10 protein-coding genes are annotated in these 13,863 nt (G+C 72.6%); 8 read left to right on the plus strand and 2 right to left on the minus strand.

Annotated features, from left to right (window positions below; translation table 11 throughout):
* Positions 1 to 14: 14 nt before the first annotated feature.
* From PYS65_RS00655 to PYS65_RS00685, 7 genes are all read left to right on the plus strand, one after another.
* A complete protein-coding gene (locus PYS65_RS00655; protein WP_279331692.1) occupies positions 15 to 2,921 on the plus strand; it encodes a lantibiotic dehydratase in 2,907 nt (968 codons plus the stop codon).
* Positions 2,909 to 4,042: a lantibiotic dehydratase C-terminal domain-containing protein gene (locus tag PYS65_RS00660; protein WP_279331693.1), complete on the plus strand. Its 1,134-nt coding sequence runs from the start codon at positions 2,909 to 2,911 to the stop codon at positions 4,040 to 4,042. Before PYS65_RS00655 ends, PYS65_RS00660 begins: the two co-directional genes overlap by 13 nt.
* Entirely contained in the window at positions 4,039 to 5,166 is a 1,128-nt protein-coding gene (locus tag PYS65_RS00665) for a peptidase M50 (protein WP_279331695.1), read from the plus strand. The genes PYS65_RS00660 and PYS65_RS00665 overlap by 4 nt, the downstream gene beginning before the upstream one ends.
* Positions 5,167 to 5,226: 60 nt before the next feature.
* Entirely contained in the window at positions 5,227 to 6,198 is a 972-nt protein-coding gene (locus PYS65_RS00670; protein WP_279331696.1) for an ABC transporter ATP-binding protein, read from the plus strand.
* Complete coding sequence (locus PYS65_RS00675; protein WP_279331698.1) at positions 6,195 to 6,950, plus strand: ABC transporter permease; 756 nt, start codon at positions 6,195 to 6,197, stop codon at positions 6,948 to 6,950. Before PYS65_RS00670 ends, PYS65_RS00675 begins: the two co-directional genes overlap by 4 nt.
* On the plus strand, positions 6,947 to 8,905 hold the full coding sequence (locus PYS65_RS00680; RefSeq protein WP_279331699.1) for a TOMM precursor leader peptide-binding protein: 1,959 nt from the start codon (positions 6,947 to 6,949) through the stop codon (positions 8,903 to 8,905). Before PYS65_RS00675 ends, PYS65_RS00680 begins: the two co-directional genes overlap by 4 nt.
* 61 nt (positions 8,906 to 8,966) lie before the next feature.
* Entirely contained in the window at positions 8,967 to 10,277 is a 1,311-nt protein-coding gene (locus PYS65_RS00685; RefSeq protein WP_279331700.1) for an amidohydrolase, read from the plus strand.
* Here PYS65_RS00685 and PYS65_RS00690 read toward each other — a convergent pair.
* Both PYS65_RS00690 and PYS65_RS00695 read right to left on the minus strand, forming a co-directional pair.
* Entirely contained in the window at positions 10,270 to 12,567 is a 2,298-nt protein-coding gene (locus PYS65_RS00690) for an FdhF/YdeP family oxidoreductase (RefSeq protein ID WP_279331701.1), read from the minus strand. The two genes, PYS65_RS00685 and PYS65_RS00690, sit on opposite strands and share 8 nt — an antisense overlap.
* 57 nt (positions 12,568 to 12,624) lie before the next feature.
* The gene (locus tag PYS65_RS00695) at positions 12,625 to 13,143 is read right to left on the minus strand and encodes an SRPBCC family protein (protein WP_279331702.1); all 519 of its coding nucleotides are present in this window, start codon (positions 13,141 to 13,143) and stop codon (positions 12,625 to 12,627) included.
* 348 nt (positions 13,144 to 13,491) lie between these two features.
* Here PYS65_RS00695 and PYS65_RS00700 point away from each other — a divergent pair, with 348 nt between their 5' ends.
* Positions 13,492 to 13,833: a Tn3 family transposase gene (locus PYS65_RS00700; protein WP_279337808.1), complete on the plus strand. Its 342-nt coding sequence runs from the start codon at positions 13,492 to 13,494 to the stop codon at positions 13,831 to 13,833.
* The last annotated feature ends 30 nt before the right edge of the window (positions 13,834 to 13,863 follow it).

A 13,863-nucleotide genomic window follows, 5' to 3' on the forward strand; every position in this document is an offset into this window, starting at 1 on the left:
GCAGAGGATTGCCCATGACACCCACAGAGTCCGGCGCCACGGCCACAGCGGCAGGCGCCACCACGGACACCGACGCGGCCGTCCCCACGGACACCGGGCCGGACGCCCCCACGGACACCGGGCCGGACGCCGCCGCGGAGCCCGGCACCCGCTGGGAGCTCGGCCGGCGCTTCATGCTCCGCGCGGCCGGCCTGCCCATCGAGACGGTGCACGGCCTGCGCTGCCCCGGCACCCGCCGCTGGGCCGACGCCGTGCTGGCCGAGGAGGAACGGCTGACCGCCGCCGGGGCGGCTCTCAGCGACCTGCTGCACGCCCTGGTCAAGTCGACCACCGGCCCCGAGGAGGACCCGGGCGACGCCGCCGTGCGCCGCGGGCTGCTCAACCTGCGCCGGCAGGTCTTCAACAACCGGCTGCCCGCCGACACCGAGGCCGCCGTCCAGCTGGTGACGGAGCAGGATCCCGAGACCGGCCGGCGCACCGCCCGGTGGCTGCACGACCGGGCCCGCCTCGAGGAGCTGCGGGCCACCGGAGCGGACCTGCTCGCCGGTGAACTCCAGGAGAACCGGCGGGTGTTGCGCGAGGTCCTGACCGACGACCGGCTGCGCCTCGGCCTGCTGCTCGCCTCGCCCGCCCTCGACGGCCGGCTGGACGCCTACCTGCGCGACACCAGCCCGCGGCCCGGCAACCGGCTGCGCAAGATCGAGCGTTCCGCGCTGACCTACCTGTACCGCACGGCCTGCAAGACCAGCCCCTTCAGCACCTTCACCGGTATCGGCCTCGGCACCTTCACCGGCGGCCCGTCGGACGGCGGGGCCGCGCTGCGCACCGGCGAGGACTGGGTGAGCCACGTACGGCTCAACGTGGTGGCGCTGGCCCGGCTGACCGAACTGATCACGGCCGACCCCGGCCGCCGCCAGGACCTGCCGGTGGTCCTCTCCCCGGGCTGGGGGCGCGACGCCGACCGCATCCGCTACGTACGCCATGTGATGACCGCGGGCGACGACAGCGCCGCCGTCACCTTCGACGCGGTCCGCGACCGGCTGTTCTACCTGCGCAGCAGCGGCACCCTGGAACGGCTCCTGGAATGGCTCGGCGCCCAGGACGTGCCGGTGCGCCACCGGGACCTGGTGGCCTGGCTGGAGACCGGGCACGACGCCGGACGCGAGGAGTGCGAACGGTACGCGTCGGCCCTCCTGGACCTCGGCATGGTGCAGGTGCCGGTGCTCCGCGCGGACGTGCACGGTCAGGACCCGCTCCGCTCCTACCAGGACGCCCTGCGTTCCCTCGGGGTGCCCTGGGCCGACCGGCTGGCCCGCCTGCTGGACGGCCCGGCCGACTGCCTCGCCCGCTACCCCGGGGCCGGCGTCGGGAAACGCCGTACGCTGCTGAGCACCCTGCGCGGTCACCTGCTCGACGCGCAGCGGGAACTGGGGGCGGCCGAGCCGGCCCTCCCGCAGACCCTGGTGTACGAGGACGTCGACACCGGCGGCGACCTGACCTGCGGGCCCGCCGTACTGGGTGGGGAGACCGGCCGGGCCCTGCAAGCCGTCGAGGGCATCCTGCCGCTCTTCGACCTGACCCTGCCCCAACGCATCACCCTGCTGGGCTTCTTCACCGCCCGCTACGGCCGCGGCGGCCGCTGCGACGACCTGCTCGGCCTGGTCCACGACTTCCACGAGGACTTCTTCGACCAGTACGTCTCCTTCACCTCCCGACGCGCCTCCTACGACGAGAACGGCACCTATCTGCCCGAGGAGAACTGGCTCGGGCAGAGCGAGATGAAGGCCCTGGACCGGGCCCGGCGCCACTTCCACGAGGGCATGAAGGACCTGTGGCGGCGGCACGGCACGGTGGCCGACGCCGACGCCGAGGAGATCGAACTGCCGGACCGGCTGCTCTCCGGGACCGCAGATGAACTCGCCCCGCTCACCCGCGACTTCACACCGCAGAGCCATCACATCCAGTTGTCCCGTCCGCCCGGCGGCCGGCCTCTGGTCGTCCTCAACAAGTCCTACGGCGGACTGGCCTTCCCCTTCAGCCGGTTCACCCACCTCCACGACGGCGCCACAGCGGACACGGACCCGGCGGCACCCGGCTTCTCCGACACCCTGCGCGAGGAGATGGCGGCCCGCCGGCCACCGGGCGCCGTGTTCGCGGAGGTCACCGGGGGGCCGGTCAGCAGCAACCTGAACCTGCACGGCCGGCTGACCGACCACCAGATCGTCTGCCCGGGTGAGACCAGCACGGTGCCCGAGGACGCCCGGATCCACCTCGACGACCTCTACATCCAGCACGACGAGCGGGCCGGCCGTCTGGTCCTGCGCTCCCGCCGCCTCGGCCGTGAGGTCGTGCCGGTCTATCTCGGCTACCTCGTGCCGATCGCGCTCCCCGAGATCCCGCGCACCCTGCTGCTCCTCTCCCCCAGCACCATGGCCCCCTTCGACGTGTGGGCGGGGGTGCCCGAGGGCGAGGCCGAGAACGGGGTCACCCGCCGGCCCCGGGTCAGGCACAAAGACGTGGTGGTCGGCCGGCGCAGCTGGACCGCGGATGCCGAGTGCCTGCCGGCCCGCCGCCCCGGGGCCGGGGAGGAGGAGCACTACCTGGAGTACCGGCGCTGGCAGCGCGTCCACGGCCTGCCCGACCGCTGCTTCGCCACGGTCTCCCACACCGACCAGGGACCGATCGGGGCCAAGCCCGTCCACGTCGACTTCGACAGCCCGCTCTCCCTGTCCGCGTTCGAGGCCCTGGTGGAGCGCAGGCCGGGCACCCGGGTGACCTTCCGGGAGATGCTCCCCGCCGAGGACGGGCTCCACCTCACCTCCCGCCGCGGCCGGCATGTGGCCGAGCTCGCCGTGGAGACCTTCACCACCCGCCGACTGCCGCAGTCCGAACCGGAGGCCACCCCGTCATGCCCGAACTGACCGAACCCGCGGCCTTCCGTCCGGACCCCGAGGGCACCGGCCCCTCGCCCTGGCTGGCCCTGCACGTCTTCTACGCCGCCAACCCCCAGCCGCTGCTGGTGAACTGCGTCCGCCCGCTGGTCGACCGGCTCACCGAGGACGGGCTGCTGTCCGGCTACTTCTTCATCAACTACTGGCTGGAGGGGCCGCACATCAGGCTGCGCCTGCGCCCGAGCGGCCCCGACGCCGAGGCCGAGGTGCGCCGCCGCACCGAGGAGGCGGTCGACGGCTTCCTGAAGGCCCGCCCCGCCCTCTACGAGGTCGACTCCGGCTTCCTCAAGGACTTCTACAACTCCCTCTTCGACATCGAGTTCCCCGGCGAGGACCGGGCCAGGTACATGGGTCCGGACGGCCTGATGAACCTCAGGCCGAACAACTCCTTCTCCTACGAGGTCTACGCCCCCGAGTACGCCAAGTACGGCGGACCGGCCGGGGTGGACCTCGCCGAATGGCACTTCCGCCACTCCAGCGACCTGGTCCTGGAGGCGTACCGGAGCATGAACCTGCACCTGCGGACGGTGCTGCTCGGCACCTCCGCCCAGCTGATGATGGTGATGGCGAGCTGCTTCCTGCCCGAGGAGGAACGGCTCGCGGACTACCTCGACTCCTACTACGCCTTCTGGCACCGGCTGTTCCCCGGTACCGACTTCATCGGGTCCACCGAGTACGAGCGCACCTACGAGCACATGGCGCCGTCCCTCGGCGCCCGGTTCACGCAGATCAGGCAGGCCGTGGCGAGCGGCGACCTGTCCCGGCTGCCGGCGTTCCTGCGCCGCTGGGCCGAACACTGCCTGGAGCTGCGCGAGCGCGTGGTGGACCTCACCGGGCGCGGCGAACTCGCCTTCCCGGCCTGGGACGGCCCGGCCCGCGAGGACACCGGCCAGGAACGTGCCGAGGACCCCGACGCGGCTCCTCTGGTGACCGTCACCCATGTGCCGGCGGTGCTGCCCCGCCTGCTCTCCCCGTACATGCACATGACCAACAACCGGCTGCACGTGACGATCCGGGACGAGGCGTACCTGGCCTTCATCCTGGGCCGGGTGCTGCGCGAGCCGGCCGACGGACGGCAGGCGGTCTCATGAGCGCCACCGGACCATCGCCCACCGACCGCGCCTCGGCCGCCCGCGCGTACCGCCCCGCGCTGCGGCCGGGCGTGCTGGTCGGTCCGCCCCTGCTGCGCGGTCCGCGTACCGTCCACCTCATCAAGCACCCGGTCAGCGGTGCCGCGTTCGAGGTGGGCCCCAAGGAGCACTTCGTCATCAGCCGGCTCGACGGGACCCGGAACGTCGACGACGTCGTGGCCGAGTACGCGGCCCGGTTCCGCCTCCGGCTCCCCGAGGAGCAGTGGACCCGGCTGCTCGGTCTGCTCGGCACCCGCGGGCTGCTCGCCGGGTCCCCGGACCCCGCACCGCCCGAGCCGCGCCCGGCCCGCACCGGCACCTTCTGGAAGGGCAGCCGGCGGACCGTCGCCGACGCGCACGGCACCACCGGACGCCTCCACCGGCTGCTGCGTCCGCTGCTCCGCCCCTGGGCCCAACTGCCCCTGGTGGCCGCAGTGCTGGTGCTGGTCGTCGCCGTGCTCGCGGATCCGGTGGCCGCCCTCGACGGGACGTGGGAGCTGCTGACCCGTCCGCTGGTGCTGATCCCGTTCGCGGTCTTCCTCTGGTTCAGCATCTGCCTGCACGAACTCGCCCACGGGATCGCCGCCCGGCACTACGGCGGTGTGGTCACCGAGATCGGGCTGCGCTGGCGGTTTCCGGCCATGATGATGTACTGCACGGTCGACAACTACCTGTTCCTGCCCGGTCTGCGGGCGAAGCTGGTGGTCGCCGCGGCGGGCGCGTACGTCAACCTGGTGCTCCTGCTGCCCTTCGCGCTGTGGCGGGCGCTGCTGGACCCGGCCGACCCGGGCCGCCCGGTGCTCACCGGGATGCTCTTCGTCGGTGTCGTGCAGGCCCTGAGCAACCTGGTCCCGCTGCCGCCGCTGGACGGGTACCGCATGCTCGGCCACACCGTGGGCGCCGCCAACCTCGCCCCGGAGACGGGGACTTACCTGACCCTGCGCAGGCAGGGACGGGACGCCGTCGCCGCCTACCCGCGGCGCGCCCGCCGTCTCTACACCTCCTACGCCGTCACGGCCGCCGCTCTCGTCCTGCTCGCGGTGGCCGGAACCGGCACCGCCGTCGTCCTCCTGCTGTTCCGATGACGTTCCCACGATGACGTTCCCACCCCGAAGGATCACGCAACTCATGAATGAGGTACCCCTATGACCTCCCCCTCCCCCACCGCGGACCGCGGAGCCGGGCCGGCCGTCTCGGTCGGTGACGTGACCAAGACCTACGGCGACCGGCGGGCCGTCGACGGGGTCTGTCTGGACGTCCGGCGCGGCGAGTTCTTCGGGCTGCTCGGTCCCAACGGCGCCGGGAAGTCCACCCTGGTGGAGATCATGGAAGGGCTGCGCAAGGCCGACTCCGGCTCGGTCACGGTGTTCGGTGAGTCGCCCTGGCCGCGCAACACCGCTCTGCTGCCGCGCATGGGCGTGCAGACCCAGTCGTCGGCGTTCTTCGTGCGGCAGACCGTCCACGAGCACCTGCGGACGGTGGCGGCCCTGTTCGGCGCGGAGCGCGCCGCCGTCGACGCCACCCTGGACATCGTGGGCCTGGGCGGACGGCACGACGTCCGGGTCGACGACCTCTCCGGCGGCCAGCGGCAGCGGCTCGCCATCGCCTCCGCGCTGGTCCACGGACCCGAGCTGATCTTCCTGGACGAGCCGACCGCCTCGCTCGACCCGGAGGGCCGGCGCGCCCTGTGGGAGGTCCTGCGGGACCTCAAGGCGGAGGGCCGGACCATCGTGTACACCACCCACCACCTGGACGAGGCGGAGGCGCTCTGCGACCGCGTCGGCATCCTGGTGGCCGGCCGGCTCGTCGTCACCGACGAACCGCAGCACCTGATCAGCACCTTCGGCGCCACCAGCCGGATGCTGGTGCCGCTCGGCCGGATCGACGAGCGGAAGGCCGCGTCCCTCCCCGGCGTGGACGCCGTCACCGTGCAGGGCGGACACCTCGTCCTGGAGACCCGCGCCACCGGCAAGGTCCTCGCCGCCCTCGACGCCGTCACCGGTCTGGACGGTGTGCAGACCCGCACCCCCAGCCTCGAGGACGTCTACCTCGACATCACCACCCGGCAGAACCCTCAGAACCCCCTCGCCTCGAACAACCAGGAGCACCAGGTATGAGCGCCTACACCGCGCTGACCGCGGCGGGCTACCGCGCCCAGGTCCGGGACAGGACGACCGTCTTCTTCACCTTCGCCTTCCCGTTGATCTTCCTCGTCGTCTTCGGACTCATCTTCCGGGGCCAGGCCGTCGAGGAGAGCGGCTTCTCCTACCTCTCCTACACCGCCGCCGGCGTGCTCTCCTGGGGCGTCGCCAACGCCGCCGTCTTCGGCATCGGGTTCACGCTGATGCAGTGGCGCTCGGACGACATCCTGCGGATGATCCGCATGTCGCCGGCCCCGCTGTCCTCCGTCATCGGCTCCCGCTACGTCCTGGCCCTGGGCGTGGGACTCGTCCAGTCGCTCCTGTTCGTCGGGGTGGCGATGCTCCCCGGGTTCGACCTGGTGCCCGCGTCCCGGTGGCCCCTGCTGATCCCCGTCATGGCCCTCGGCATCACCACCTTCCTGTTGCTCGGGGTGATCGTCGGCAGCATCGCCGACACCCCGGAGTCGGTCGCCGGCATCGCCAACTTCCTGATGCTGCCGATGGCCTTCCTGTCCGGGTCGTTCTTCCCGCTGGACGCCATGCCGGACTGGCTGCAGAAGATCTCGCTGGTCATGCCGCTGCGCTATCTCAACGACGCGGTGTCGGCCGCCCTGATCGGCCGCGGCGACCTCTCCGACATCGGTCTGGGGTCTCTCGGACTCGTCGCGTTCGCCGTCGTCTTCGGGGCGATCGCGGCGCGCGCCTTCCGCTGGACGAAGACCTCATGACCACCGCGACCCGTCCGCTTCCGCATCCGATGGAGCAGGCCCGCGGCACCCTCCAGGCGTTCCTGGAGGGCCACTTCGGCGCCGACGCCCCACGGGTCGTGCCGGTCGGTGCCGTGGGTGCGGGCGGCGGGGACGCCGGGGCCCGGGACCCGTGGGCCGCACAGCGTCCGACGGCGCTGGTGCACGTCAGCGCCTCGGCGATCCTGCTCGGCCCCTGGGGAGGCGACGGCGAGGCTCCCGCCTGCGGCCGCTGCCTCGCCCTGCGGTGGCAGCGGCTGCGCAGCCGCAGTGAGCGCAACGCCCTGGAGACCGGCGGCGGCGACGGGCCCCGCCCGGCCGGCGCCTGGCCGCTGCTCACCGGCCACGTCCACGACACCGTGGCCGCGCTGTGCGAGGCCCTGCTGCACGGGCCGCGCCCGGTGCCTCCCGCCGAGCACCCCGCGGACCGCGCCCTGCCCCAGGTGACCCGGCTGGATCTGACGCACCTGACGGTCAGGACGTATCCGCTGCTCGCCGACCCGATGTGCCCCCACTGCGGTCCCCGCGTCCGGCCCCGGGCGGCGGACGAGGTCGAGCCGCTCACCCTCGCTCCGCGTCCCAAGCCGGATCCCGGCGCCTACCGGCTGCGCTCGGCCTTCGCGTACCCGCTGCCCACGGACGCCCTGGCCAACCCGGTGTGCGGCGCCCTGGGCGCCGGGACCTGGACGGACGTCACCTCGTCCACCACCGCCCCGGTGGCCGGCAGCGCGTTCGTACGGGGGTACGCGGGGCTCCACGACGTCACCTGGAGCGGGCAGGAGAACTCCTTCGCCACCAGTCGCCGGCTCGCGTTCCTCGAGGGTCTGGAACGGTACGCGGGAACTCACCGGCGCGGCGGCTCGGCACCGGTGGTCGGTTCGTACGACGAGCTGGGATCCGACGCGATCGACCCGGCGGTGTGCGGCCTGTACAGCCCGGAGACCTACCGGGACGACCCCTCGGTCGAGCCCTTCGACCCGGGCCGGCCCATTCCCTGGGAGTGGGGCTGGTCGCTGCGGGACGAGCGCGCCGTCCTGGTGCCGTCACGGCTGGTCTACTACAGCATCCCGCTGGCCGACGACAACTTCGTCTTCGAGTGCTCCAACGGCTGTGCCATCGGCGGGTGCCTGGAGGAGGCCGTCCTGGGCGGCCTCCTCGAACTCGTCGAGCGGGACTCCTTCCTGAACGGCTGGTACGGCGCGGCCCGGCTGCCCCGCATCGACCTGGAGACGGTCGGCGGTCCCACGGCGGTCGCCATGGCCGAGCGGGCCGCCCTGCAGGGCTACGACGTCCACGCCTTCGACAACCGGATCGACCTGGCGATCCCGGCCGTCACCGTGGTCGGCGTCCGCCGGGACGGGGGTCCGGGCACCCTGTCCTTCGCGGCCGCGGCCTCACTGGACCCGAGGTCCGCGGTCGAGGGGGCGCTGTCCGAGGTACTGAGCTACATCCCGCACCTGGCCCGGCAGACCGCCGAACGCCGCGACGAACTGGAGGCCATGGCCGACGACTTCTTCCTGGTGCGTCATCTGAAGGACCACCCCCAGCTCTACGGGCTGCCCCGCATGGCCGCGTATGCGCAAAGCTATCTGGAGCCGTCCGAGGCCCGCCCCTTCGACGAGGTGTACCGGGACTGGGAGAGCCACGGCCGCCCCCGCACCGGCGACCTGCGCGACGACGTCGCCGTGGTCCGGGACGAACTGGTGCGGGCGGGCCACGACGTCATCGTCGTCGACCAGACCTCGCCCGAGCAGGAACGGATGGGGCTGCGGACGGTGAGCACGGTGGTGCCGGGGCTGCTGCCGATCGACTTCGGCTGGAACCGGCAGCGGGCCCTGCTGATGCCCCGGCTGCGCACCGCGCTGCGGCGCGGCGGGCACCGGGACCGCGACCTCACCGACGCGGAGATCCGCCGGGCCCCGCACCCCTTCCCCTGAGCCCGCCTCCCGGGCCTCCCCGCACCGCGGCGGAGGCCCGGCCGTTTCCCGGAGCACGCCCATGACCTCACCGTCCCACCACGCCCCGGGCGCCGAGCACCTCCTCACCCGCGTCGGGGAGGTGCTGAAGCCCGCCCTCACGCACTACCTGGACCTGCACGCGCACCCGGAGGTGTCCGGAGCCGAGGCCCGTACCGCGGACCGCTTCGGCCGGCGCCTCGCGGCGGCCGGCTGCGAGCTCACCCACGAGGTGGGCGGCCACGGCGTCGTCGGGGTGCTCCGCAACGGGGACGGTCCCCGCGTCTGGCTGCGGGCGGAGCTGGACGCGCTCCCGATGCGCGAGCGGACCGGGCTGCCGTACGCCAGCCGCGACGACGCCATGCACGCGTGCGGCCACGACCTGCACCTGGCCGCGGCGGCCGGTGCCGCGGACCTGCTCGCCCGGCTGTCCGACCGGTGGCGGGGCACCCTGCTGGTGGTGGGGCAGCCGGCCGAGGAGACGCTGACCGGGGCCGGGGCCATGCTCCGCGACGGCCTGTACGAACGGTTCGGCAGACCCGATGTCGTCCTCGCCCAGCATGCCGCGCCGATGCCCTCCGGAACCGTCGCGCACGCGGCGGACCGGGTACCGATGGCGGCGGCCGGCGCGGTGCTCGACGTGGTGCTGCACGGACGCGGCGGTCACGTCGCCACCCCGCACCTGGCGGTGGATCCGGTCGTCACCGCGGCAGCCGTCGTCACCCGGCTCCAGAACGTCGTCGCCCGTGAGACCGCACCCGCCGACCAGGTGACGCTGACCGTGGGAACCGTGCGGGCCGGAACGGCCGCCAACGTCATACCGGACCACGCCGTGCTCGGCATCGCGGTCCGCGCGGCCGGCGAGGCGTCCCTGGACCGGGCGCTGGCCGCGGTGCGCCGCATCGTGCGCGCCGAGAGCGCCGCGGCGGGCGCGCCCCGGGAACCCGAGGTGACCGTCGCCTCCCGCTCGGCGGCCCTGCTGTGCGACCCGCACACCACCGGTTCGGTACGGCGGGCCCACACGGGGCTCCTGGGGCCCGCGCGGGTGCTGTCCTGGCCGGGATCGATGGCCACGGAGGACTTCCCCCTGTTCGGGGACGCCGGAGCCGCGATCCACGGGGAGCGCGGAATCCCGCTGGTCTACTGGATGCTGGGCGTGGCGGACCCGGACGCCTGGCACCGGACCACGTCCGACGGGATCACGTCCGACGGGGCCGCGTCCGGTGCCCCGGACGCCGCACCACCGCCGGCCCCGAACCACTCCCCGCACTTCGCCCCGCACATCGGCAGCGCCCTGCGCCCGGCGATCGCCGCGCTGACGGTCGCGGCACTCGACCGGTTCGCCGTCACGTGAACGCCGTGGTGGGTTCCAGGCGGACGAGGACGGCCTTCGACGCCGGCTGGTTGCTGAACTCGGCGACGCTGTCGAGCGGCACCAGGACCTGGGTCTCCGGGTAGTACGCGGCGGCACAGCCCCGTGCGCTCGGGTACGGGACCACCTTGAACCCCTCGGCGCGGCGCTCGGTGTCGTCCGTCCACACGCCGACCAGGTCCACCCACTGTCCCTCGGTCAGGCCGAGTTCCGCCAGGTCGCCCGGGTTGACCAGGACCACCCGGCGGCTTCCGTGGATGCCCCGGTAGCGGTCGTCGGTGCTGTAGGGAACGGTGTTCCACTGGTCGTGCGAGCGCAGGGTCTGCAGCAGCAGGTGCCCTGCGGGGACGCCCGGCGCCTCCCCGGTGTTGCGGGTGAACAGGGCCGTGCCGGTGGCGGTGTGGAACACGCCCTCGTTGACCGGGTTCGGCAGTTGGATGCCGCCGGGCCGGACCACGCGCCGGTTGTAGTCGTGCAGTCCCGGCACGATGCGGGAGATCCGGTCACGGATGGTCCCGTAGTCCGCCTCGAACCGCTCCCAGGGGACGTCGACGCGGTCGCCGAGGGTGCGGCGGGCGAGCCGGCACAGGATGGCGACCTCGCTGAGCAGCAGGGGGGAGGCCGGCCTCAGACGGCCCCGGGAGGTGTGCACCTCGCTCATCGAGTTCTCGACGGTGACGAACTGTTCCCCGTCGGCCTGGACGTCCCGTTCGGTGCGGCCGAGGGTCGGCAGGATCAGCGCGGTGTCGCCGCACACGGTGTGCGACCTGTTGAGTTTGGTCGAGATCTGGGCGGTCAGCCGGCACCTGCGCAGGGCGTCCTCGGTGACCGCGCTGTCCGGGGCGGCCCGGACGAAGTTGCCGGCCAGGCCGAGGAAGACCTTGATGCGGCCTTCGCGCATCGCCCTGATCGAGTCCACGGAGTCCAGTCCGTGGGCGCGCGGCGGGTCGAAGCCGAACTCCCGCTGGAGCGCGTCGAGGAACGAGTCCGGCATCTGCTCCCAGATGCCCACGGTGCGGTCGCCCTGCACGTTGCTGTGCCCCCGGACCGGGCAGGCGCCGGTGCCCGCCCTGCCCAGGTTCCCGCGCAGCATCAGGAAGTTCACGAACTCGCGGATGGTGGGGACGGCGTGCTTGTGCTGGGTGATGCCCATGGCCCAGCAGACGATGACGCGCCGGCTGCGCAGCACCTCGTCCCGGACCTGCTCGATCTCCTCGCGCGTCAGTCCGGTCGCGGCGGCGACGTCCTGCCAGTCGACGGCGCGCACATGTGCGGCGAACTCGTCGAAGCCGGTGGTGTGGGTGCGGATGAAGTCGTGGTCCAGCACCTGCCCCGGCCGGGCGTCCTCGGCCTCCAGCAGCAGTCGGTTCAGGCCTTGGAACAGGGCCATGTCGCCGCCGAGGCGGATGTGCAGGAAGCGGTCGGCGATCTGGGTTCCGGGGCCGACGACCCCGCGTGCTTTCTGCGGGTTCTTGAACCGCCTCAGTCCGGTTTCCGGGAGCGGGTTCACCGCGATGATGCGGGCACCGTTGTGTTTGGCCTCCTCGAGTGCGGACAGCATGCGCGGGTGGTTGCTGCCGGGGTTCTGGCCCACCAGGAAGATCAGGTCGGTGTGGTGGAGGTCGTCGAGGCTGACCGTCCCCTTGCCGGTGCCCAGCGTCTCGTGCAGGGCGAAGCCGCTGGACTCGTGGCACAGGTTGCTGCAGTCGGGCAGGTTGTTGGTGCCGAACGCCCGGGCGAAGAGCTGGTAGAGGAAGGCGGCCTCGTTGCTGGCCCGGCCCGAGGTGTAGAAGACGGCCTCGTCGGGGGAGTCGAGCGCGGTCAGCTCCTCGGCGAGCAGGCCGAGGGCGTCATGCCAGCTGATCGGCTCGTAGGTGTCGGATCCCGGCCGTTTGACCATCGGTTCGGTGAGCCGGCCCTGCTGGTTGAGCCACATGTCGGAGCGCCGGCCCAGTTCGGAGACCGGGTGGGTGCGGAAGAAGTCGGCGGTGATCCGCCGTCCCGTCGCCTCGTCGGTGATGTGTTTGGCACCGTTCTCGCAGTACTCGTTGCGGTGCCGTTTGCCCGGGGCGGGGTCGGCCCAGGCGCAGCCGGGGCAGTCGATGCCGTCGACCTGGTTCATGGTCAGCAGCGTCTCGCCGACGCGTCCGGGGGACGTCTGCTCCAGGGAGTACTCCAGGGCGTGCCGCACCGCGGGGACCCCCGCGGCCCACTTCTGGGGCGGGGTCACGGTGAGCGCGTCCTTCGGTTCTTCGCCGGGGGGCTTCTTCATCGGCTTGCCTCTCGCAGTGCACTGTTCCCACCCGTGGGTTCAGTGGGGTCGGTGGATTCAGCCGACGGGCCAGCAGGGCACCCGGCTTCTGGGCGGTTTCGGTTCCATGGGCTGTACACGTCCGTCGCGGATGATCCCGCGCCAGGCCCCGCCCGCGTCCCCCATCCCCTCGATGTACGTCTTGAACTGCCGGAGCCCGGACCGCACCACCCGGCGGGCCACCCCGGGGACGGCGGCGAGCACACCGGCGGCGCCGTGCGCCTCGGTCCGCACCCGCACGGTGATCTCCGTCGTGCCCGCCGCGGTGCTCCGGAACGACACCTCGCCGCGGTGGGAGGGCCGCCGCTCGAGAGTGCGCCAGGTCAGATGTGAGTCGGGCACCTGCTCCACGATCTCGATCCCGACCTCACGGCGCACGGGTCCGGCGCCGACGACCCATCGGGTGACGGCCGGCCTGATCTGGTCGACCCGCCGCACCCCGGCCATGAACCGGGGAAAGCTCTTGAACTGCGTCCACGCGTCGTACGCGGTCCGTACCGGGACCGTGACCTCGATCGTTTCCTCGACGGTGCGCATGACCCACCCATCTCCAGACGCCGCTCCCTCCCAGTCTCACCGCGCACCCGGCAGTCCGCCACACGGCTCACTCCGCGGCGTCCCCGTCCCGCGCGGTGATCGGAAGCAAGGAACGAGCCCGGCGAGGCAACCTGTGCGTCTACGTCCTGAACGGCACCGGCAAGATCGGAACCGACGGCCCCCACCCGAAAAGGGCACCGACACGGGCCCGCACGAGGCCGCCCGCCACATTCCCGGCGTGAGCGGGCACGAGCTGCCGTACGTGGCGAACCGGCACTTCTCGATCGTGCTGCTGAACGAGGCGACGTACGGGAGAGGGCGATCTCCTCCTCCACGCTGCTGAAGCGCCTGCGCTCGGGCTCGCGGAAGAACGCCACCTGCACCGCTTTCCGCGAGGTCGGCCGCGTGATCCGCACCGTGCGACCGCTGCGCTACCTCTCGGACGCCCCGCTGCGCCGACGGGTGACGGCGGCGACGAACAAAGTGGAGTCGTTCAACCGGTTCTGCCAGTGGATCGGGGCCGGCAACGGCGGGGTCAGCGCGGACAACGACCCGGTTGAGCAGGAGAAGGCGATGAAATTCAATGCTCTGCTCACGAACCCGGTCATCTTCCACAACGCCCTGGACGTCGACTTCACGGCGCTCGGAAGCGATGCCCCGACGAGCGAGAGCTACTCACCGTCCGCCTGAACCGAAAATCCGCCGTCCAGGAAAGCGCCC

The organism is Streptomyces cathayae (assembly GCF_029760955.1).
Taxonomy (GTDB): Bacteria; Actinomycetota; Actinomycetes; order Streptomycetales; family Streptomycetaceae; genus Streptomyces; species Streptomyces cathayae.